Here is a 21,528-nt window from a genome sequence, read left to right as displayed (position 1 = left end):
TAATACCCCTTTCAAATCACTTTTTATAATCACAACTCAATTGTAAGCGCAATCAAACGATAATGTAATCGCTTTATTTTTCAGCAAAATGTCTGTTTTTTTAAGATTTTATATAAGAAAAGCGCAGAGCGCCTGTTTAGACGTAGCGACTGGAGCGAATCAACTGAGATAAAGGAATCACGGTGAGTTTACGAACCGGTGATGATTCATCGTAGGGCGATTCGTGAAGTCGCCTAGTTTCTGGGCGCTCGGAGATAGACAGGCACCCTATTTTTATACTTTCTTTGCTGATTATAAAAAGAAGGTATACCATTAAATAGATATACCTTCCTTATATTTTCCAGGAGAGATACCTGTTTGTCTTTTAAATGTGTCAGAAAAATGTCTATATGTTGCATACCCAATGTTTTGACTAACTTCTGCAACGGTATCACCATGTCTTAGCATCAGCTTTGCCATTTTCATTCGTAATTGAGTCAAATATTTTATATAGGTCATACCCATCACATTTTTAAATAATGCACTAAAATAATTAGGATTTAATCCAACTTCTTCCGCAATTTCTTGCAAAGATATATTATGATTATAATGACGATGGATATATTTACATGCTTTCTCAACCAAATGATTCTGTTTAGCACGTTGGTGTTCTTCCGATGCATTAATGATCCAATCAATATTGGACGAAATCCAAGCTCTTAATTCTGATTTTGTCTTCACATTTTGTAATTCGGTTTGTGGAAGAAACGTATTCTTATTCTGGATATCATATTGTGACTCCTCCAGTGTTTCTAAACAAAGATAAAATAATTTTAATAGGGCATCCTCTAATATACTTGTTTCCAAAGTTTCTTGTTCTAACTCCTGAAAATGTTTATCAAGTGATTCATAGACTAATTCATGATCACCTAGAATAATATGATATAAAATTTCCTTCTCTTCTTCAGAAATATATTTTGATAATTTGGAATTTCTATTTATTTCTTCATATAATTGCATGCCTTTTAACTGACGAAACAAAGCATATTTATAGGCTTTTAGTGCTTCTTCATAGCTTTTACGTAACTCTACAACATCTTTCCACATATTTCCTATACCAATAACCTGTTTTTCCACCGTAATATTTTTTAGCTCTTTTAAAATGATCGATGTATCTGAGGTATACATGTAAACAACAAGGATATTATTGACCCCTGTATTGATTGAGATAGCAAGGTAACTGTCTGAACGTGTTGGTAATCGAAGTGATCTAGAGTCATGGACGATGGCCATCACACCGACCACCTTCTGGCTGTCTTCAGCTAGTTGACTTTGCCAATTTTCAAAACTATTAGGATTTTGGAACAATAGATCCATCGTGATCTTTTCCAATTTGATTTGTTCAGTTTGGTTTGCATTTTCTTTCAATTCAACTATTTCTTGTTGCTTTTGCACATGATCTAAAATTTTATCAAGTGTTTCCTTGATTGTTGGAATCGTAATGGGCTTTTCCAAATAATCAATGACCCCTAATTTAAGTGCACTGCGAACATATTCGAATTCATTGAATCCGCTAAAGACAATACATAACACATCAGGAGATTGTTGTAATATTTCTTTTACCAAGGTTAACCCGTCTTTCCCTGGCATTCGAATATCAGTAAACACAATATTTGGTTGATGCTTTTCAAACAACGATAGGCCATCATCTCCATTATCTGCTGTTCCCACAATCTCTATCCCATAACTAGACCAGTCAATCATTTTCTTCATACCTTCTAATACGATAAATTCATCATCTATTATGATTGCTTTCATCTTTATAAACCCCTTTATCATTAGGATTGTACCTAATTTTCACAACCGTTCCCTTGCCTGCCAAACTTTTCATTTTAAATGAGCTAGATGTACCATAATATAATTTTAATCTCTCTTTTATATTATTTAAACCGTAACCTTGATAAATAGCCTTTTTATCCTTAATTCCAACACCATTATCTGCAATTACAAATTCAATCATGTCATGATAGTGTCTTCCTTTTATAATAATGGTGCCTGGCCCTACTTTTTTCTCTAGACCATGATAAATCGAATTCTCGACTAATGGTTGAAGAAGCAATTTTAATATAGGTATATCGTTTATCTCCGGATTAATCTCACTAATATAGTCAAACCGATTATTATAACGAATGTTTTGGATCGTCATGTAGTAGTCGATATGCTTTAACTCTTCACGAATTGGGATCTCAGTCTTTCCTTTACTTAATATAATTTTAAAACTTTCAGATAACGCTACAGACATCTTTTCTATTTCACTTTGCTGATTAATAACAGCCATCCAATAAATAGAATCTAACGTATTATAGAGAAAGTGTGGATTTATATGCGCTTGTAACACTCTTAGTTCTGCCTCACGCTCTCTTACTTCAAGTTGTTTCAAATTTTCCATCAACTCTTTATTGTCAATTGCCATTTCTTTAAAGGTTTCACCTATTTGTCCAACTTCATCGTTTGGAAATTTTTCAGAGAAGCCAAATTCTCCTTTCGACCACCGAATCATCATTACTTTTAGTTTCTTAAGCGGATTTGTTATTGTTTTTGACAATAAAATTGATAAGATAATCGCTACAATAGAAATAATAGAAGCAATCAGAAATGTAATATTTCGGATCGAATGTAATTCATTTAGTAAAGCATCTTTTTGGATAATATGAATAAAGTTCCATCCTGTTGTACGATTTTGAAATTGACTTTGTATAAATCCTTCATCATCTATTATGTTATTAATAGCATCTTTATTATTTTCCTTAAAATATTGCTCAAGTTTATCATCACTAGCATACACGATCTCCATTTGATCATCATGTTCATCAGTCACAATGAACTCTTGTCCTTTAGCAACGGCATTCTCATTTTGAAACAATGACTTATTAAAATTAATAATTAAAAAGCCCATTGCATCAAAATTCCTATCCTGGGGATTCAACAACCATTTTACCGTAGAAATAGATTGATCATCTTCAGGTTCTAGCACATTATATGTAAAAAACACCTCTCGTCCTCTCATCGATACTGCTTGTTCAAACCACTCAGATTGTTGTACGATCACTTCCTTATTATCTGTTTCATAGATTCCTAAATTATCGGATCTACCATTACAGATAGCTCGATATTGATTATCAACTAAACAAACAGAGTCGATATACTCTCGCTCAACAATATAATCAGAAATAATGGTCTGGAGCTCATAGGCAGCAACCCTTTCATTCTCATCTAGTCCGATTTTTGTTAATAGTTGCTGCAAATCTGAGTTTGATAGGATATAGCGATTCATCTTAATAATACTGTTAAACACATAATCGACCCGCTCATTAAATGTTTTTAACTGTTCATTATAATAATTCGTATAATTTTCGACGATCGAATTTGCTGAGATATTATATGCAATTGCTCCTACTAAAAAAATAGGCGGTATTGATAAAAGAATGAGTACAAAAAGAAACCTACTCCTCAGCTTATTTATTTTCCATTTATCCAAAGGTAAACGCTTTATTTTTTTCATGTCTAATCTCCTATGTTTGCTAAATTATCATGACGAAATATAAAAACAGAGAATTACTATATTTGAAGTATGGTATTTATATGAACTATTGTCAATTCCCTTATGAAATAATGGTAGCAATAAAGTAAGACTATGATCCGTGGGTATTTTACTTCCCATACACCATAGTCTCACTTTATTTAATGGCTATTCATACTTATCAACAAATCTTCTTTAAATTTGTCACGATCTATTGCTTCACAAACACGGACATTTGGCTTTTGGTCCAGTTTGTTATTCACATCAACAAGGCTATATCCTCTTGTTAATTCACCCTTTATTTCAATATCAACGTAGTATTCATGAGACTCTGTCATGATAGATTCATCATCTGCAACAGCGACTAGTAATGGCCCTTCCATTCGATATTTTATGAGATCATATTTATTATTTTTATCAGTGTAATTCCTTCATCAGATCCTGCTTGGTTGCCCATAGTGCAGGAAATAATACTGCTCCAGCACCAATAAGAGGAGAAGTAACAACCAAACCAATTAGGAGATAAGGTAATGTGGCGAACGTATTAGCGTTCAAGTTTTCCATAAAACAATAGGCTGATATAGTAGAAAATCCTACTGCCAGAATACCAACTGCTCCTGTTAACAAAGCGCCTTCCAATAATAACAATGCGATTAGCCTTTTCTTTGTACTCCCAAGTACTCGTAGCATACTAAGCTCCTCTAATCTTTCTTTTATACTACTTGCCGAACTATTTATTAAACCAATCATCGTAATTACAATCATTATACCAACTGCTAAATATAAGATGAAAACTCTCTGAAGAAACTGTTCTTCTAAATCTGCTAATTCTTTGGCACGATCGTACAGCATCGTATGGTTATATCTGGGATCCTCAAGTAAAGATTTAATTGATTCCACCGTTTCCACTTCTTCATCATTACGGATATTCATTTCAACTCTGTATAGTGTATCTATACCAAACATGGTGTCCATATTTTCCTTTGTTGTAAACAAACGATATTTATCATTGATATGATCTGCGTTCGTTATAATTCCTTCGATAGCAAACTCTCTTTCATCTAATACAGTTAAATTGTCTGACACATTTACAACGATTGTGTCTCCCAAAATATACCCAAGCTTATTAGCCGTTTCTTCGGTAAGCATCACCCCATTGTCGCTCATCTCATTTGCAGAAGATAAATTTGTCCTCACATCTCCAGAATCAAAACTATATTGAATATCTGTTCCAGTGATACCTAATATGACTTCTGATAATTCACCCTGATTACGAGGAAGATTTAATATAAGAAAAACAACTTCATTTGTATAATAATAGGCTTCTATACTTGGATCAGCTTCTACTTCTTCATACAAAGAGTAAGAAAAACCTTCCTCTTCAGATGAAAAGATGGAGGTCACACTTAAGTCATTAGGATAAGTTTCTTTAATGATGTCAGTTGTTTCATTTTTTACACTTGTTAGAAGACATCATATAACTTTAATTTAATGTATAGTGAAATTAATCATAACAAAATGGAACGATTTGCATAACTCATCCGTCATGTTTGCGAAAGGAGGTCAACATGTATACAAAAAAAGATGTACAAAAAGCTAAAAAAGGTAACAAAAAAGCATTGGAAAACATCCTCCAAACAGAACGAACTAAAATGTATCAGATTGCTTATTTATATGTAAAAAATCAAGCCGATGCGTTAGAGATTGTTCAAGAAGCTGTTTTTAAAGCTTTTATTTCTATGCATACCATACGTGATAGTGCACAAGTATCTGCTTGGCTGAAACAAATTGTTATCCATGCTGCTATCGATTATATTCGCAAACATCGCAAAGTTACCCCCATTATACACGAACAAATGGAAGCAATAGCAGACAAGCCTGTTGATCTTGATCAACAAATAGATTTATATAATTTGCTTGACGAATTAGATGAAAAACAAAAATCTATTATAATTTTAAAATATTTCGAAGGGTATCGAGATCGTGAAATTGCCATCATCATTGGATGTCCTGAAGGCACAGTTAAATCAACACTGCATAGAACGCTACTGCGACTACGGCAAAAATTTCAAAAGGAGGATTGTGCAAATGAATAACGAGATTAACCAATTTCATAAAAAGGTTGAGAAGATCCCGGTTCCAGATGAAGAATTAGAAACAGTTATTTCTAATGCTATTAAAAATACACCAAGAAAAACTATTCCATTACGAAATAAAGCACTTATTAGTATTGTCATCGCAGCTACTTTATTTTGCTCTCTAGTTGGCTCTGCCTACTTCTCCCCTGTTGTTGCGAGTGTTTTGCAGCAAATACCTGGAATTGGTTCGGTATTAAGTCATTATGATATTGGCTTGGAATATGTTAGTCGTAACAATATGACAACCGAAATCGGAGAAACCGTGACTGATCAAGGAATTTCAATTACTGTAACCGATATTTATTATGATTACAATCGTTTTGCGATCGGCTATGTCATTGATCTTTCTAAAAAAACAGAAAAGGAGATTGACAGCTTTCAAGAAATTTTTCGTTCGGCATATCAACTTACTATTGATCAACAACCCGTTTCCAATCTTGATGAAAATTGGCACCGTGAAGGTGATTCGCTACTTGGGTTAATCAGTGTGGATCAACCCTTACCCGAAAAGTTTACTGCTCAACTAACATTTTCAGAGGTATTATGGACATCAGGAGAGTGGAGCTTCAACATGCCCATAGAGCGAAATAATACGATTGCTATCTATGAACCTAATCAAACTAGCGAGATTGATGACTACCAGTTTGCTATTAATGAACTTACAACAACTCCAAGTACAATCGTCATCGATGCGGAAATTACTACACCTTTGTATGGAGAAGATAAATTGGACCTTGAGATCTACTATGACGGGGAAAAGCTCGAGAAAATAGATAGCAAAGAAAAGAAGCGACTCCACTTATCACCTTTTAATAAAGATATTGTACAATTACGGGGAGCCTTTGAACCAATAAAAGGAATAGAAGAAATCACGATTATTCCTACTTTGATTACGGATATGGAGCAAGAACAACTGTCAGACTTAGCTATAACTGTTGATCTAGCACCTAAGAATATTGTAGCGATAAAAAAAGATACAACCAATCTAAATAAAGATCATTCTCTAAGGAAAATCGATTTTCAAACATACGCTTGGAATGTGCTTGAGGATGAGTGGGCTAATTACGTTTCCATTGACCCTGCACAATATCAACTTGCAGCAGTGACTGTATTTGGCGGAGAATTTTCCAGCAGCTTTTATCGTTCGCTTCCCCAAACAGATGATGAAATGATTGAGCCCACTGCCTTTATAAACAAGGCAAATGAACAAGAAGCATATATCATATACAAAGAATTTAATGGCACAAACCATATTTATCAATTAACAGAAAAAGATGAGTGGGAGATTGTTGATAAGGCAACTTTTAAAGGAAAGACAATAGACGGGATAAGAAAAGCTTACCAACATGAACAAGATTAGATGTAAAACTGATCATTCAACTAAAAGATTCCGGTCATGAAAGAAGGCTGATCGGAATCTTTTTTAGTGTAGACAACAGTGCTTTTATAGATAGGACATTACCAATATATAAGAACGGAATGTGAAATTATTTGCAAACGATATGATGAAGAACCCCGTAAGGTGTCACTGGGTTCTTCTTCTCATATGTTCTCATGTTTTTCCACTTGATAGAGGGATTTATCTTCCCTACGATTGGTTAATAGAGCAAGAACTAAGCCAAAGAAGATCATCCCTGAAGCTGTTAATGTTATACCACGATAGCTAATACCACTACTTAGCAGTAATGTTCCAAATGTAGCACCGAGACTATTGGCCAAATTAAACACAGCAGCTGCTATAGTTCCTGACAATGCCGGTGCCTCTTTTGCACCGAGGATAATTTTTGAGTTTAATAAAGGTGTTGTACCGAACGTTCCGATTCCGAATAAAAATGCCATGACAAAAGCAAACGGTGCATACGGAATCAAGAATGTAAATAACGCTAATACAACAGCTAATACCAATAACGCTTGTATCAATCGATTGGTAAGTTGTTCTGGTGACACTCTTCCAGACACGAAATTTCCGATAACCGCTCCAACCCCAAAAAACAATAACGCGATGGTTATTCTTGTAACGTCAAAACCAGCGATATCTCGCAACATAGGTTCTTGAAAGGTGTATGCCGTGAAGACACCTGAAAAACCGAAAACAATGATTGCAACTACAAGCATAACACTTTTGTTTTTTACTACCTTTAACTCGTTTTTCAATATTGGTGGCACGTCTGATTTGACATTAGGAGTGGTAAAGAGCATACCAATAAGTGCTATGATTCCCATGATAACAATAAACCAAAATACATAGCGCCAATGAAACATACCACCCAGAAAGGAGCCAAACGGAACACCAAGCATGACGGCGATTGTTAATCCTCCTTGAACCAAAGCAATCGCCTGTGGCCCCTTACCTGGTGGAGATATCGAAATAGCTACGGACATGGCAATTCCAAAAAATGGAGCATGCATTGCTGCAGAGCATAACCGCGAGAGCAATAGTATTTCAAAGTTAGGGGCCAATGCAGCCATTACATTACTAATAATAAATACTACCATTAGTGCCAGTAACAAAGGTCGAGGTGATATTTTAATCGTCAACATCCGAAGTATCGGACCAAATATAGCTACACTGATGGCATAAACACTTAGTAACAATCCTGTAGTGGATACCGCTACATCTAGATCTCTAGCAAATTGGGTTAACAATCCTGTTACCACATATTCTGTCATGCCAACAGCAAACGTTGAAATCATAAAAAAAGTAAGTACCCATGATTTTTTTGATGGATTCATATAATCCCCCCTGCTATTCTACCGAAAGGATCATATTAATAAATTCTCACGTTCATGTCTAGTATTTTTACTTATAGATGTTTATTGTAAAAATAACAGATAACTACCAGTTTGTAGTTCATCAAATAACCAAAAAGAGATCACTCACAAAAGGGAGACTTCAGCAACCATAACCTAATTTTTTTGCAACAACCGCTTCATACCTAAAATGAAAAGAGAAACTACAATACCACCAACTACTATCATTCCGAGCGATATAAATAAAACACCTAATCCAGGAAAAGATTCTTGATAACTTAAAATCGACGAACCGTAATAATTATTATTAACGACAAATCGTGTGATCTCTAAGTATCCTAAATGAAAACCTATTGCTGTCCACAAGCTTCCCGTCCAGAGACGCAGTAACTGCAAACAAATACCGAACAAAAGGATCAGCATAATATATCCACCATTAATATTATTCCCAGGTGCCAGCCCAATCAGTACTTGTAGTAATGTTGTGGTTAATGGAACAGAAAGGAATAACAGTGTTTGTAATAGAACGGCAGCCCAAGTAGCAAAACGATGACGTAAAACATCAAACAAAAAACCACGCAAAGCGAGTTCTTCTGGTAATGCCTCATATAAAAAGGCAATACCTATATTAACAAGTAGTGCCATCAGCCATTGATCGGGGGTATGCCATTTTTCTATCGAGATCCAGCCAAAAGAGGTGGCAAGGAAAATACCCAAAAAAGCTAAACCAATAGCTAGCAACAGCCCAGTAAAAAAGTGATAAGTTTTCTTCCAATTATACATTGCTTTCTTTGGCTTAATACCTGTTATTCGGTAGAAATATTGATACAAACATAAAATAATTGGGACAACGACTCCTGTCATGACAAGACCTTGCGTCAATAACCGATAATTTCTAGTAAAACCAAACTGTTCAGCTACAACCGTTCCTGTTAACGATCCTAGAAACAGCCCACCAGTTATCGTTGCCCATCCAGCTATTAATAAAACGCCCCACCGCATCGTAGTACACCTCCTATTTTAAAATACTTTATTTCTATAAATGCGAATCGAAAGTAACCATGAAAAGATATATAGCACCATAATAGACAATATCATCACTAAAAACACAGAAGGATCTTGCAAGGTTAAGATCGTTTGTACAAATTCTCTTAAAATATCATTCAAATTATGGATAAAAATACTCATAACTAGCAAATAAACAACAAAAAGAACTAGAAAAGCTTTTAAGATATATTGCGATTTGAATTTATATGAAAATGGAAAAATGAATGAAACAGCTAGTAGCGATAGACTAACCATTAACATGATTTCTTTCCAAGCAGGTATTTCCCTGTGAATTAGCGCACCTCCAATAATCATTGCTAAAGCTACTAACAAAGTGAAAATAATAGCTCCTATATATTTGGAACTGACGATTTCTCTCCGTGTATATGGAAGCGAATTAAGTAACTTATTGATGGATGAATGCTCATCCTTAGCAAAAACATCCTGTATAACGACAACGCTAAATACGAACCCTAAAAAAGTGTATGTTGGATTAAACACTATATAACCGAATAAAGCAGGCAACAATATGATGACCCCTTTCCTTTGCATAACCAAATCCTTCCACACTAAATTAAACATGCCACTCCGCTCCTTTTTTCGTATAGAACATAATATCTTCAAGCGATGGTTTTTCAGTCAAAACCATTTGACCAAACACTTCTTCTACACGTTTTTTATTTGCTGTTAACGCCTCAAAACCGTGATTTGACTTACGAATGGAGATGAATTCCTTTTTCGTATCAGCATCTAACAGTTCTCTTTCTCCTTTAACAATCGCATACTCTTCTTCAATTTGCGTCGATTCTTTCGTAAATATATGTTGACCTTTATCAATAAATGTAATGTAGTCTGCAATACTGTCTAAGTCTGTTGTAATATGAGTGGAGAAAAAGATCGTCTTATCCTCATTTTCCATTAAACGATGCAATACATCTAAAAACTCTCTGCGAAAAACTGGGTCCAGGCCAGATGTAGGCTCATCCATGACAATTAACTCTGCATGGTGGGATAAAGCTATTGTTAACGAAGCCTTCATCATCATTCCTTTTGAAAATGTTTTAATCTTTTTATTTAATGGTAGTTCAAATTGTTCGACATAATACCGAAAAAGGTTGTCATCCCAATTAGAGTAGGCAAGTTTTATTATTCGTTTCATTTCTGTCAATGTTAAATGCTCATAAAAGATATTATCATCGAAAACAAAACCAATTCGCTGTTTAATTTCTTTCTCATGTTGCTTATAATTCAATCCAAATATCGAAATCGCTCCACTATCAGGCTGTAGTAGGTTCATAATCAGCTTAATAGTTGTTGATTTCCCTACACCATTTCCACCAATAAAACCCGTTACAAACCCTTTTTTAACCGTCATAGAAAAATCTTTTAATTGAAAACCTTTAAAAGATTTATTGACATTTTGTAATTCTATTACATTTTCCATTATTCTTCCTCCCTGTATAACATGGTGAGCAACTCTATAAGTTCTGTACGACTTACACCTATTTCTTTACTATTTTGAATAGCAGCCGTTAATTGTTCTTCAATGACTTGCATTTTTCTTTCTTTAATCATTTCATTATTCTGCTCTGAAACAAACGATCCTTTTCCCACAATGGAATAAATAAATCCATTCTTCTCCAATTCTTCGTAGGCACGTTTTGTCGTAATCACACTTATATCTAAATCCTTTGCTAATTGACGCATGGATGGTAACGGTTGTCCTACTTGCAATTCACCCTTCAAAATATGTGTCTTTATTTGAGCATATATTTGCTCGTAAATTGGTTCTTTTGAATTATTCGAAATTATTATTTGCATGCAAAAAACCTCACTAATAATATTGTATATATACTTTATATACAATATACACAAAAAATAATTATTTTACAACTATTAATTGTAAAATAATTTGAAAATACCTATTAAAAAATTGCATTCGCTCGAATAAAGGAATAGTGAGCTACCAAGAATCGGCGCAACATAACTGACGGTCCTATAATTTGTTATAAGGTAGTACCTTTTGAAGATGTGGAAAGTTGCTCGACTATTTACTAGGTTTTACTGGCAACTTCGGCTACTTTTCGATTTTACTGGCAACTTCGGCTACTTTTCTGGCAACTTAACAATTCTCATTATCTAAACAGGCGCAGTGCCCACAGATGAAAATGTAGGTACTACGCCTTTCAGTTATTATTCTATTGCTGGTTCTAACGTGCTTGTTTCTTGCTTCTCTATTTCTCGTACCGCTTTATCACTTGTATCCACTCGTTTCATAAATAAGGAAAGTACGAGCGCGACGATATTGATGCCTAGTGCTACATAAAAGGAATACTGGATTCCACTGAGTAAAGCTTGTTGAGTCATGGAAGCTGTTGAAGCTTCTGTTAATGTAGTTGGATCAACTCCACTCATTAATTTTTCACCCTCTGAAGTCGCTACAGAGTTCATAATGGTTACCATAACAGCAGTTCCGATTGATCCTGATACTTGCTGTGCCGTATTGTTTATCGCAGTACCATGTGGGTTTAACGATGTTGGTAACTGATTCAAACCATTTGTCATGATTGGCATCATTACCATCGCCATACCAAACATCCTTAAAGAATAAACTAGAACAATATACGTATAGGTTGAATCAATTTGTACATGTGCCAACAAATAAGTTGATACCCCTGTAACAGTCAGTCCAACAATCGCTAAAATACGTGGACCGAATTTATCAAAAAGCCTTCCTGTAATAGGAGACATGATCCCCATAATAATCGCACCTGGAAGTAACATTAAGCCAGACTGTAGTGGCGAAATACCCCGAACATCCTGAACGTAAGCAGGTGTTAAAATCATACCTGAGAACATAGCAACTGCATTAACAATCATAATGATTGATGCGAGTGCGAACATAGGATACTTATATGGACGTAAATCTAACAATGGTTCCTTCAATTTTAATTGACGTATCACAAATAAGATTAACGCAATACCACCTACGATCAATGTTGTTAACACGATCGTATCATCCCAACCTTGTGAGCTTGCATTACTTACTCCATATAGTACGCCACCAAAACCGAGACTGGATAATACAAGCGATAAATAATCAAGTGTGGCTTCTTTATTTTGCTCCATAACATTTTGGAACTTCCAAATCGCCAGCCCTAAACTGATAATAGCTAATGGCAAAATCATTTCAAAAAGTAATCGCCAATCATGGTATTCAACAATATACCCTGATAATGTTGGTCCAATGGCTGGTGCGGCGATCATCACCATACCAAAAATACCCATTGCTGCACCACGTTTCTCACGCGGAAAACTTACTAACATGATGTTCATTAATAATGGTCCCATTACAGAAGAACCTACAGCTTGAACCATACGTCCAGTTAACAAAATTCCAAAGTTAGGTGCAAAAGCCGCTAGTGCTGTACCTAACGTAAATATTGTCATTGCAGTAATAAATAAGCTACGGTTTGAAAAACGTGTAATTAAAAATGCTGATGCTGGTATTAATACTCCACTAACAAGCATGTAACCTGTCGCAAGCCATTGTACCGTTGAATAGTCTTTAATTCCTAAATCAACCATAATCGATGGCAGTGCTACATTTAATAATGAATTATTTAGAAACGAGACGAAAGCACCGATAAACAAAATACTGATCATTAAATATGGTGTCTTATTTATTTGTGTATTCATAATTTTTCCCTTCTTATCTTTACTTAGTATATTTAGTACTTGAATATTTTATACCTACAGTTCAATTTTTGCAATATTTTTGTACCAAAAGTATAAAAATATTGTTTTTATGGGTTAAGAAACGTATACTATTCCATATAGAGGACAGGAGGATATTATGAACGAGCGTAAAAGAAAGGTAGCAGACATTGCTTTAAACTTGTTTATCGAAAAAGGTTTTCAACAGACATCCATCCAAGAAATTATAGACAAAGCCGACATATCTAAAGGTACATTTTACAATTATTTCTCTTCTAAAAATGATTGTATTGCTGAAATATTAGAAAACATTCGCTATGATGCAAGCCAACAAAGAGTTGCCATACAAATTGGAAAAGACCCACAAGATCGAGAAGTGTTAATTGAACAAATTACTATCATCATGAAGCTGAATGAGGAAAAAAATTTAAGGACGCTATTTGAAAATATTCTATCTTCTGATCAAGCAGATTTAAAAAAACTAGTGTTGCAGCATCGAGTGATCGAAATGGAATGGCTAGCGAATCGTCTCGTTGATGTTATCGGAGAAGATATTCGAGAATATGCGACAGAGGCAACGGTATTGTATTTTGGCATGCTGCAGTATATGCTATTTACATTAAATCTTACAAACAGCCAATTTTCCTTACATGAATTAATCGAAACTATTTTGTCTTATGTAGAAGTACTTATACCAGAGATGCAAAAGAAAAATAGTAGTTTTTTAAACAATTATGCAATTGACTTACTTCATAGAAATGTCCATAAAAAAGTGGTAACGAAATCCGAGGTAATGGAAATGGCAGAGCAATTGCAAGCGCAACATGATTTTAATGAAGAGCAGCAGGATCTTTTTGACGTGATCGTTAGTGAATTAGAAAGTGAACGTGTACGGAAGATTGTTGTCAAGAAACTGCTGAAACCATTTCTTCAATTATTTGAGGGGACAACTATGGTCACGCAGGTACAGTTATTTACGAATGCGGTGTGGAATTATTTGAAAACGATATGATGATAAACGAAATTTAGAGAATTCCATAAGTGGAGGGTAAGACACATTTTAAGGTGCTTCTCTTCATTAGTTGATTAATAGAAAGAGCTGAAATAAAGGTTTTATTATGGTTTTAATTCTTAAACATAACATGTAAAAAAGGACGGCCAAAGGAATATGATCTCGTCTTTTGGCTCGCCCTTTCAATAGCTACTCTAAGTTAGCGTGTTGCGTATACATCGAACTACCTTGTAATTCTTTGTTCTTCATCAATTTTAATATCAATGAATCATAGAATAGTAATAAAGATTGTTCAAATAACGAACCCATTGGTTGAATCGTATCGTGCTTTCCCTCATTATCTGCCTTTGCTTTAGCAGGAATTTTCACAGAAATGTTCGCCAAGCTACCAATACTAGATTCAGTAGATGTTGTAACAACTGCTACAGTTGCACCAATGCTATTCGCTTCTTCAGCCATTGCTAGTAAACTTTTCGTTTCTCCTGATCCAGAACCTATAATCAACAAATCATTTTTTTCTATGCTTGGTGTTACCGTCTCACCGACAACATAGACCTCTAGATTCATGTGCATTAATCTCATGGCAAATGATTTTCCCATAAACCCTGATCTTCCTGTACCAGCAACAAATATTTTATGAGCTCGCGTCATTGCATCCAATAGCTGTTCTGCTTCTTCATCTTTTGTGAGATTTGCTGTACGCTTCAGTTCATCGATAACTGTTAACATGTATTGAGTAGTCTGCATTATAGACTCCTCCTTTTAACCAATCTTCTCTTTATCTATAACTTCTTTTATCTCAGATGCTACAGCTTTTTTATCATCTTGGCCTGTAATGCCACCACCTACAATGACAAGATCAGGTTGTGATTGGACAACTTCTGGAACCGTAGCTAATTTAATGCCTCCTGCAACGGCAGTTTTCGCATTTTTCACAACAGCCTTAATCGCTTCAAGCTGCTCAAATGGATTCTCTCCCTCAGCTTGTAAGTCATATCCTGTATGAACACAAATATAATCAACACCTAGATTATCTACTTCTTTGGCGCGTTGCTCAAGATCTTTTACATTAATCATATCGACAAGAATTTTGGTGCCATGCTTTCTCGCTTCTTCAACAGCTCCCTTAATGGTTGCATCATCTGTCGCACCAAGCACCGTTACAATATCTGCTCCTGCCTCAGAAGCCTTCATCACCTCATAGGCACCAGCATCCATAATTTTCAAGTCAGCTAATACTTTTAAATGTGGGAATGCATCTTTCATTTCCTTCACAGCTTTTAATCCTTCGTTTATCACAACAGGTGTACCGATTTCTACGATATCGATATGGTCTTGTACCTCATTTACAACTTCTTTACCTTCCGGAATGTTAACTAAATCTAATGCTAATTGAAGTTCCATTTTCTTCACTCCTACTATTGTAATTTCTGATACATCTCTATTGTAAAATGACATGTAAAGAAGCGGAAGTACGCACTTTAATCTCATATAGTTACAAAAAATTCACTAAGTATCTATAAAGTGAGATCATGATACTGGAGGTTTTGACTTATCAGATTGTAATCGTCTTTGTTATACCTGAAAATTATCTTTGTATTACTTGAAGCTTGAAGTGGGGCTCTTACAGACTTTAGAACCGTGAGAACGAAAACTGAAACTTCTTAGATATACATACACTTGAGGTATTAAACAAGAAGGTGTTGGGTGTTTTATGATTTAGTACCAATTTAGTGTTCAGGAAGGTTCATTTTGGTACTAAAACCTGTTTTAAGTACCATTTTGATGTAACTATTTCTATTTTTGGTACTTAATTGACTATTTAGTACCATTTTAATTTCATGCGTGTAATTTTTGGTACTTAAATTAAAGCTAGCCAATGAGCGAAAAGATCAGCCGTATCCGTTGATTTGCAGTAGCTATTTTTACAAAGTGAAAAAACATCTGAATAACTAACCTTGCCTTTTACAACAACCTTTTCCAATTTACTTTATATAAAAGTTGTGATACCAAGGGTTATATACATTTTGCCCTTATAAAAAAACATCTGTCATGATAAATCATGACAGATGTTTTCCTTAGGAATTTTCTAATATCTTTATATCGTCTCGATCCTCTAATGCAACCTCCATATAATTTTTACCCCACTCGTATAATGAATCAAGTATAGGCATCAAAGTTTGGCCATGGTTGGTTAAAGAATATTCCACTTTTGGTGGGACTACTGGGTAAACTTCCCTGTGAATAATCCGATCCTCTTCTAACTCTCTTAATTGATTGACTAACATTCTTTGTGTGATACCCGGCATTAGCGATTTAAGTTCGCTAAAACGTTTGGTTCCTTCTTTACCTAAATGCCACAATATCAATATTTTCCATTTACCACCGATAACTGCAAGAGTTAATTCTTTTTCGCAGTTATATGTCTTTCCGCATACATGTCCCATTTTATATCATCCTTTATCAAGAAATTATGGAAAGTACTTCATTATATTGCGTGCAATTTATAACCTTATAAGGATATGAAAACATAAATTAATACCGGTGTCACTTTATTGAATTTTGCCTAATCTTTCAAGCTATTAACTTCGCTAGCTTTTAAGATAGGCAATTGGAAAGAGTGGTTTGATAAATTATTCGTTGAAGTAGCATAAAGTGAGACTATTATCAGTGCGGTTTTTACAGAAGGTTAACAACGTGATAAACACGATACATTCTAATAATTGGAGCATATTGTTGAGGTTCTTCTAGATGGCGTCTGGAAAAAATATGTTAAAATAGAATGAAGTTGTAGAAAAATATTAGTAACTGTGGCAAATGGACTGATTATTAGTCTACACTGTCTTTTTTACAAACAAAAATATAGGAAGGAGAAAAATTAGTGGAAATATATCAAGCTAAGAAAGAAGATTTAGAGGGTGTGTCGTATTTATTTAATTTGTACCGCGTGTTTTACCAGCATTCATCAGATATAGAAAGTGCTAAATCATACATAGAAAAACGTTTACAAAACAAAGATTCTGTTATATTTGTTGCTAAAGACAATGAAAAGTATGTAGGTTTTACTCAACTATATCCTACATTTTCATCGATCTCTATGAAAAAAGAATGGATATTAAATGATTTATACGTGGATGCAAAAAGTAGAAAATTAGGAATAGGAGAAATGCTTTTACATAAAGCAAAAGATTACGCTATTGAAACGGGTGCTAATAGTATTACTTTAAGCACTGCACCAGATAATTACTCTGCTCAAAGACTATATAAAAAAAATGGATATCTACGGGATTCACAATTTTATCATTATCAATTACATTTAGCTTAATACGATCAAGCGTAATATTTATTTGCTAATGAGATAAATATAGTACCGATAGCCATCAGCAGCTATCGGTTTTTTATATACTTCATTCCAGAATTACACCTTGTAAAATATAACTAACACTACATCAAGCGACTTTTACCCAGTTGTTTCTGAAGCTTTTCTCTGTTCGACCCAAAAATATCGTATCCTTATTTTATCTACCGTGAACAACAAAATGAACAAACCTATTATAATCACTATGAATTCCATTCAATCCAACTCTAGTTTCCTTATCATATAAAGATAGATTCGTATCTGTCACTCAGTTAAAAACCGTTCATTAGCAAATGGCGTAATATCGACTAACGGTTGTTCCTCGGTTACAAGTTTGGCTAGAGACTCTCCGATAACACTACTAAATTTGTATCCATGCCCCGAAAAACCACAAGCAAATACAACATGCTGATAATCAGGATGACAGTCGATGATAAAATCCCCATCTGGTGTATTCGTATAGGTACAAACCTTTCCCACCTTGTGATCATCAATTTTGGAAAAATAATGATCTGCCACCATCGAGACATCCTGTTTGTCTTCGGTATATGTTCCAAACGGCTCAATTGGTTTATGGATATCCCGATTCACACCACCATCATGCCTGCCGATTTTAACACCTGCTCCTTCAACACTTGGAAAACCATAATAGGTAGCATGATCTAAAGCAAAACTAAAAGCAGGAAAATGGTCGTCTGCATACAATTCCTCATTTGCTGCAAACCATGAAAAAGTCTTACGCACTGTTTCTAGCGGTAAATCTAAACCAAGATTAGCAAGGGCCTGCTTTGCATATGCTCCAGGTGTTAAAATTAATGTTGCTCCCTTGTAACTTTGTTTCTCTGTCGTAACCGTAACCTGATTTTCCTCCATCACAATATTTGTTACTGGTTCATTTACTTTTAGGACAGCGCCATGCTTAATTGCTAGCTCTCGATATGTCTTGATAATATTTTCACTCATTAACACACCAGAGTTTACTTCATAACAGCCCATTAATCCTTCTGGAATAGCAAATCCTGGCCATTTTGAATTAATATCTGCTGCTGTTAGAGTTTCAACATCTAATTGATAATTTAGAGCACTATTTCGTACATTTTGAATAAAAGCAGAATCTTCCTTACCAATATTGAGCACACCTGTTGGCACAAATATATTCCGATCGGTTTCTGCCTGCAGCTCCTCCCATAACGATTGAGCACGCAAAGCCATTTCGACATAACTTTCCCCTTCACCATATGCATGCCGGATTATTCTCGTTTCTCCGTGATGGGAACCTTCTGTATGTGGTGGATCTCCTGCATCTATTAATAAAATGTTCTTTCCTTGTTTGGCTAGATAATAACCTGCTGCCATTCCCATCGAGCCTGCTCCAACTATAATCGAATCATATTGCATGATTAACACCTCTTTTTTTCTAGTTCCTATATCTTTTTATTGTATTTTTTCTTGTTGTTCCCCGTCAAATGACATTCGGTACCAATCTATTGCATTAGGTCCCGGCATGTGGGCAAAAAATAGTTCATCCTCTATAATATGAATATAATGTACTTCACCATCTACTAGCTTTTTTTCTTCTTGAGATGAAAGGTCATATCGGTATAGGCTAAAATTATCATTGTCATTGACATAGAATATATAGTTATCACTCATATTAAAACTATAGCTGCTATTTACTGTTAATGGTTCCGTATCTCCTGTTTCGATATTTTTTCGATAAATTTTATTGTCAGCTTTCCAATGTTCAAAGTATAGCCATTCATCTTTCATAAGATAATGAGGGGATTCTAATTCGAAAAATTCTTCCTCTGTGTGCTCATATATATCTTCTTGGAGATCACGAAAATACAACAATGAATCCGAATTTTTGGTATAAATCATATTATCTCCATTTAACATAAAGTCGCTCGCTTTATTTACAACCTTTTCTCCATAAGAGCCATCATGTTTTTCTCGCCATAATGGGTAATGATAATACTCATCCAATTCAATGAAATATAACCACTCTTTCGTCGCAATTAAATGTTTAGCAGATACATCATTTATAAATTCTTTTGCTGTTCCGCCTTTATTTATTTTACTCAGCTTATTCTCATTACTTTTATCAATAAAAAACAATGTATCATCCACAATATTAATGTGGGTTGCTTCACTTTCAGTTATCCGATGTCTTTGTGTCCCGTCCATACTCATGCGAAAAAGTCCATCACTAAATATCGAATAATAGATCCATTCCCCATCCGTAGCCCAACGTCCACCGTTCATAAGGTTACCATGCGTATGACCGAGTGATTTCTTTTCATTTTCAATTGCTTCCTTTTCTCTTTCCTCTTGTGCTACTTCCGTTTGACCCTGTATGTATTCCATAAAAGTAACAGCTTTTTCTGTTTTTTCATAAGGAATAGCTAATTCCTCTACTTGATTATGGTCAAAAAGTTGATATTCCACTGTTTGCGCTATAGTAAGCGCGTCTGCTTGTTTTCCCTTACCTTCGAACGCAATATCGATTTCTGAAATAACATAATCGTCCTTATCAATATCGACATCAACTACTAAATTATCTATATTCATATCTTCTAGCACTACCTCAACTGCAAGCATTTCAAACACTGCGTATGATAGTATCTGAGGATAAACCGACGAAAGAATGGATGATTCTTGTTCGGAGTCTGAAGCATAAGTATACTGATAGCTTTCAGCTTGTTCTTGATATGTCAATTGGTCTTTGTGTTCATCTAAAAATGCCAGAATATCTGGAACTTGTGTCAGTTGATCATCTAATTCTACTTTTATCAATTGTTCTTCCTCAGATTCAGCCTCATAAAATACGGTATCTTCTATATAGTATGTTTTATATTGTTGGGATTCATCATGTATTTGAAAGGTTGTGTCCATTGTGGCTTCGAATGGCTCTACTTGATTATCTCCAGCAATCGAAATGGCATAATCTGATTCCAATTGATTATTTTTTTCTATATGTTCCATCGTACCTTGGAAAGAATAGTTTTCTAATTGATTCATATTTTCTACTGTCTTATTCCATATTTCGTCTTCCGATAACGTTTGATTGCTACAGGCTGTTAACAATAATAGTAACAAAAAAAATAGTTTTAACTTCATCTAAGTCCCCTCTGAATTATTATAGTATCTCGTTGGCTTATGTATCATTTTCTCTTTATTCTAGTAAATAGTATATCAAGTAACTTATCATCGTCCCACTATATAACACACAAACTCCATAAAGCCACCTGAAGTTACTCCTTAGCTTGTTTTCCCTAAACATTACCTCGATTATAGCATGAAACATGGTAATATTTGAGATAGAAGGGATGTTTAAATAACTTTCCTTCTACATATTGACGGCATATGGTTCTATATTACAGCTCACATATGACGCTGCGTTTGCTTATGAACAAAATACTTGCTTTCAATTTGTAGTAGTATTCTAAAATACACAGAACTTACATTCGCAAAAGTGCAAAAGTCATCACACTCCCCTTATAGCAGGTGATGTCAAAACATCCGTCAAGTATGCTATAATCAAACATATAATAAGAAGGAGTGCAGTTAAATGGCAGAAAAACTTTTATTGGAGATTTTAGATGAAATGAACCTCTCATCACTAAAGTGACGAGTTTCTAATGTATCAACTTCAACCGATGCTTAACATTAGTGGGCGAGACACGACGCCCTCTATCCCCTCGGCAAAAGCGTTAGGGACTACTTTTCTTATGATATTTCCCGCTGCGTTCACATCAGCGTGGATGCAAGTGTTCTCTTTGGTGCGATATAACCCTCGTTTTACTCTGCGGCCACTAAATCTAACCTTCGCTGGAACACCCTTTTCATAGGTGGGCAATTCATCCATGTCTACCAAACTTGCTTTTGATGTGTAACTTTCTTCTTGGCGGTGCACCTGGATGCCGTACGCTTCCACTTTGTATGC

At 34.9% G+C, this 21,528-nt stretch carries 20 protein-coding genes; 4 read left to right on the top strand and 16 right to left on the bottom strand.

Features of this window, described 5'->3' with window-relative positions; all coding sequences use genetic code 11:
* Positions 1 to 312: 312 nt before the first annotated feature.
* The 4 genes from GHT08_RS10955 to GHT08_RS10940 form a co-directional block, all read right to left on the bottom strand.
* Positions 313 to 1,797, bottom strand: a complete 1,485-nt coding sequence (locus GHT08_RS10955; protein WP_163581450.1) for a response regulator — start codon at positions 1,795 to 1,797, stop codon at positions 313 to 315.
* The gene (locus tag GHT08_RS10950) at positions 1,775 to 3,541 is read right to left on the bottom strand and encodes a sensor histidine kinase (RefSeq protein WP_163581449.1); all 1,767 of its coding nucleotides are present in this window, start codon (positions 3,539 to 3,541) and stop codon (positions 1,775 to 1,777) included. The genes GHT08_RS10955 and GHT08_RS10950 overlap by 23 nt, the downstream gene beginning before the upstream one ends.
* Before the next feature lie 179 nt (positions 3,542 to 3,720).
* Complete coding sequence (locus GHT08_RS10945; RefSeq protein WP_272953894.1) at positions 3,721 to 3,954, bottom strand: nucleoside hydrolase; 234 nt, start codon at positions 3,952 to 3,954, stop codon at positions 3,721 to 3,723.
* A 22-nt stretch (positions 3,955 to 3,976) separates the two neighbouring features.
* Entirely contained in the window at positions 3,977 to 4,918 is a 942-nt protein-coding gene (locus tag GHT08_RS10940; RefSeq protein ID WP_163581448.1) for an ABC transporter permease, read from the bottom strand.
* 209 nt (positions 4,919 to 5,127) lie between these two features.
* On the opposite strand from GHT08_RS10940, the gene GHT08_RS10935 reads away from it, so the two are divergent.
* Positions 5,128 to 5,655, top strand: a complete 528-nt coding sequence (locus GHT08_RS10935; protein ID WP_163581447.1) for a sigma-70 family RNA polymerase sigma factor — start codon at positions 5,128 to 5,130, stop codon at positions 5,653 to 5,655.
* A complete protein-coding gene (locus tag GHT08_RS10930) occupies positions 5,648 to 7,057 on the top strand; it encodes a DUF4179 domain-containing protein (protein ID WP_163581446.1) in 1,410 nt (469 codons plus the stop codon). Before GHT08_RS10935 ends, GHT08_RS10930 begins: the two co-directional genes overlap by 8 nt.
* A gap of 182 nt (positions 7,058 to 7,239) precedes the next feature.
* Here GHT08_RS10930 and GHT08_RS10925 read toward each other — a convergent pair whose 3' ends face one another.
* From GHT08_RS10925 to GHT08_RS10900, 6 genes are all read right to left on the bottom strand, one after another.
* Positions 7,240 to 8,430, bottom strand: coding sequence for an MFS transporter (locus GHT08_RS10925; protein WP_163581445.1), 1,191 nt, complete (start codon positions 8,428 to 8,430; stop codon positions 7,240 to 7,242).
* Between the two features lie 174 nt (positions 8,431 to 8,604).
* A complete protein-coding gene (locus GHT08_RS10920) occupies positions 8,605 to 9,450 on the bottom strand; it encodes a CPBP family intramembrane glutamic endopeptidase (RefSeq protein WP_163581444.1) in 846 nt (281 codons plus the stop codon).
* Positions 9,451 to 9,468: 18 nt separating this feature from the next.
* Positions 9,469 to 10,077, bottom strand: coding sequence for an ABC-2 transporter permease (locus tag GHT08_RS10915; RefSeq protein WP_163581443.1), 609 nt, complete (start codon positions 10,075 to 10,077; stop codon positions 9,469 to 9,471).
* Positions 10,070 to 10,939 carry an ABC transporter ATP-binding protein gene (locus GHT08_RS10910; RefSeq protein ID WP_163581442.1) on the bottom strand — a complete coding sequence of 290 codons (870 nt, stop codon included), beginning with the start codon at positions 10,937 to 10,939 and terminating at the stop codon, positions 10,070 to 10,072. The genes GHT08_RS10915 and GHT08_RS10910 overlap by 8 nt, the downstream gene beginning before the upstream one ends.
* Positions 10,939 to 11,316: a GntR family transcriptional regulator gene (locus tag GHT08_RS10905; RefSeq protein ID WP_018932989.1), complete on the bottom strand. Its 378-nt coding sequence runs from the start codon at positions 11,314 to 11,316 to the stop codon at positions 10,939 to 10,941. Before GHT08_RS10905 ends, GHT08_RS10910 begins: the two co-directional genes overlap by 1 nt.
* 372 nt (positions 11,317 to 11,688) lie before the next feature.
* Positions 11,689 to 13,194 (bottom strand): DHA2 family efflux MFS transporter permease subunit, encoded by a 1,506-nt coding sequence (locus GHT08_RS10900; protein ID WP_163581441.1) that lies wholly within the window; start codon positions 13,192 to 13,194, stop codon positions 11,689 to 11,691.
* 157 nt (positions 13,195 to 13,351) lie between these two features.
* On the opposite strand from GHT08_RS10900, the gene GHT08_RS10895 reads away from it, so the two are divergent.
* On the top strand, positions 13,352 to 14,224 hold the full coding sequence (locus GHT08_RS10895) for a TetR/AcrR family transcriptional regulator (protein WP_163581440.1): 873 nt from the start codon (positions 13,352 to 13,354) through the stop codon (positions 14,222 to 14,224).
* 189 nt (positions 14,225 to 14,413) lie between these two features.
* Here GHT08_RS10895 and hxlB read toward each other — a convergent pair whose 3' ends face one another.
* From hxlB to hxlR, 3 genes are all read right to left on the bottom strand, one after another.
* Positions 14,414 to 14,971 (bottom strand): 6-phospho-3-hexuloisomerase, encoded by a 558-nt coding sequence (hxlB, locus tag GHT08_RS10890; RefSeq protein WP_163581439.1) that lies wholly within the window; start codon positions 14,969 to 14,971, stop codon positions 14,414 to 14,416.
* A gap of 15 nt (positions 14,972 to 14,986) precedes the next feature.
* A complete protein-coding gene (gene hxlA / locus GHT08_RS10885) occupies positions 14,987 to 15,628 on the bottom strand; it encodes a 3-hexulose-6-phosphate synthase (RefSeq protein ID WP_163581438.1) in 642 nt (213 codons plus the stop codon).
* 674 nt (positions 15,629 to 16,302) lie between these two features.
* The gene (gene hxlR / locus GHT08_RS10880) at positions 16,303 to 16,671 is read right to left on the bottom strand and encodes a transcriptional activator HxlR (RefSeq protein ID WP_163581437.1); all 369 of its coding nucleotides are present in this window, start codon (positions 16,669 to 16,671) and stop codon (positions 16,303 to 16,305) included.
* Between the two features lie 434 nt (positions 16,672 to 17,105).
* Between hxlR and GHT08_RS10875 the strand changes: the two genes are divergently transcribed.
* Positions 17,106 to 17,549, top strand: a complete 444-nt coding sequence (locus GHT08_RS10875; protein WP_163581436.1) for a GNAT family N-acetyltransferase — start codon at positions 17,106 to 17,108, stop codon at positions 17,547 to 17,549.
* A gap of 297 nt (positions 17,550 to 17,846) precedes the next feature.
* Here GHT08_RS10875 and solA read toward each other — a convergent pair whose 3' ends face one another.
* The 3 genes from solA to GHT08_RS10860 form a co-directional block, all read right to left on the bottom strand.
* Positions 17,847 to 18,980, bottom strand: a complete 1,134-nt coding sequence (gene solA, locus GHT08_RS10870) for an N-methyl-L-tryptophan oxidase (protein WP_163581435.1) — start codon at positions 18,978 to 18,980, stop codon at positions 17,847 to 17,849.
* A 36-nt stretch (positions 18,981 to 19,016) separates the two neighbouring features.
* Entirely contained in the window at positions 19,017 to 20,702 is a 1,686-nt protein-coding gene (locus GHT08_RS10865; RefSeq protein WP_163581434.1) for a DUF6612 family protein, read from the bottom strand.
* 532 nt (positions 20,703 to 21,234) lie between these two features.
* Positions 21,235 to 21,528, bottom strand: a 294-nt coding sequence (locus GHT08_RS10860; protein ID WP_163581433.1) for a zinc ribbon domain-containing protein, incomplete at its 5' end; no start/stop codon positions are given.

Origin of the sequence: Gracilibacillus saliphilus, from assembly GCF_010994085.1 — a bacterium.
Classification (GTDB): domain Bacteria; phylum Bacillota; class Bacilli; order Bacillales; family Amphibacillaceae; genus Gracilibacillus; species Gracilibacillus lacisalsi.
This window is presented reverse-complemented; position numbering and strand designations above follow the sequence as displayed.

Excerpts from the sequence above, each read along its gene's own strand:
- hxlR (WP_163581437.1), bottom strand. The coding sequence starts at position 16,671 with ATGGGACATGTATGCGGAAAGACATATAACTGCGAAAAAGAATTAACT.
- GHT08_RS10865 (WP_163581434.1), bottom strand. The coding sequence starts at position 20,702 with ATGAAGTTAAAACTATTTTTTTTGTTACTATTATTGTTAACAGCCTGT.
- GHT08_RS10895 (WP_163581440.1), top strand. The coding sequence starts at position 13,352 with ATGAACGAGCGTAAAAGAAAGGTAGCAGACATTGCTTTAAACTTGTTT.
- GHT08_RS10925 (WP_163581445.1), bottom strand. The coding sequence starts at position 8,430 with ATGAATCCATCAAAAAAATCATGGGTACTTACTTTTTTTATGATTTCA.
- GHT08_RS10930 (WP_163581446.1), top strand. The coding sequence starts at position 5,648 with ATGAATAACGAGATTAACCAATTTCATAAAAAGGTTGAGAAGATCCCG.
- GHT08_RS10915 (WP_163581443.1), bottom strand. The coding sequence starts at position 10,077 with ATGTTTAATTTAGTGTGGAAGGATTTGGTTATGCAAAGGAAAGGGGTC.
- GHT08_RS10955 (WP_163581450.1), bottom strand. The coding sequence starts at position 1,797 with ATGAAAGCAATCATAATAGATGATGAATTTATCGTATTAGAAGGTATG.
- GHT08_RS10950 (WP_163581449.1), bottom strand. The coding sequence starts at position 3,541 with ATGAAAAAAATAAAGCGTTTACCTTTGGATAAATGGAAAATAAATAAG.
- hxlB (WP_163581439.1), bottom strand. The coding sequence starts at position 14,971 with ATGCAGACTACTCAATACATGTTAACAGTTATCGATGAACTGAAGCGT.
- GHT08_RS10905 (WP_018932989.1), bottom strand. The coding sequence starts at position 11,316 with ATGCAAATAATAATTTCGAATAATTCAAAAGAACCAATTTACGAGCAA.
- GHT08_RS10910 (WP_163581442.1), bottom strand. The coding sequence starts at position 10,939 with ATGGAAAATGTAATAGAATTACAAAATGTCAATAAATCTTTTAAAGGT.
- GHT08_RS10935 (WP_163581447.1), top strand. The coding sequence starts at position 5,128 with ATGTATACAAAAAAAGATGTACAAAAAGCTAAAAAAGGTAACAAAAAA.
- GHT08_RS10900 (WP_163581441.1), bottom strand. The coding sequence starts at position 13,194 with ATGAATACACAAATAAATAAGACACCATATTTAATGATCAGTATTTTG.
- GHT08_RS10920 (WP_163581444.1), bottom strand. The coding sequence starts at position 9,450 with ATGCGGTGGGGCGTTTTATTAATAGCTGGATGGGCAACGATAACTGGT.
- solA (WP_163581435.1), bottom strand. The coding sequence starts at position 18,980 with ATGCAATATGATTCGATTATAGTTGGAGCAGGCTCGATGGGAATGGCA.
- hxlA (WP_163581438.1), bottom strand. The coding sequence starts at position 15,628 with ATGGAACTTCAATTAGCATTAGATTTAGTTAACATTCCGGAAGGTAAA.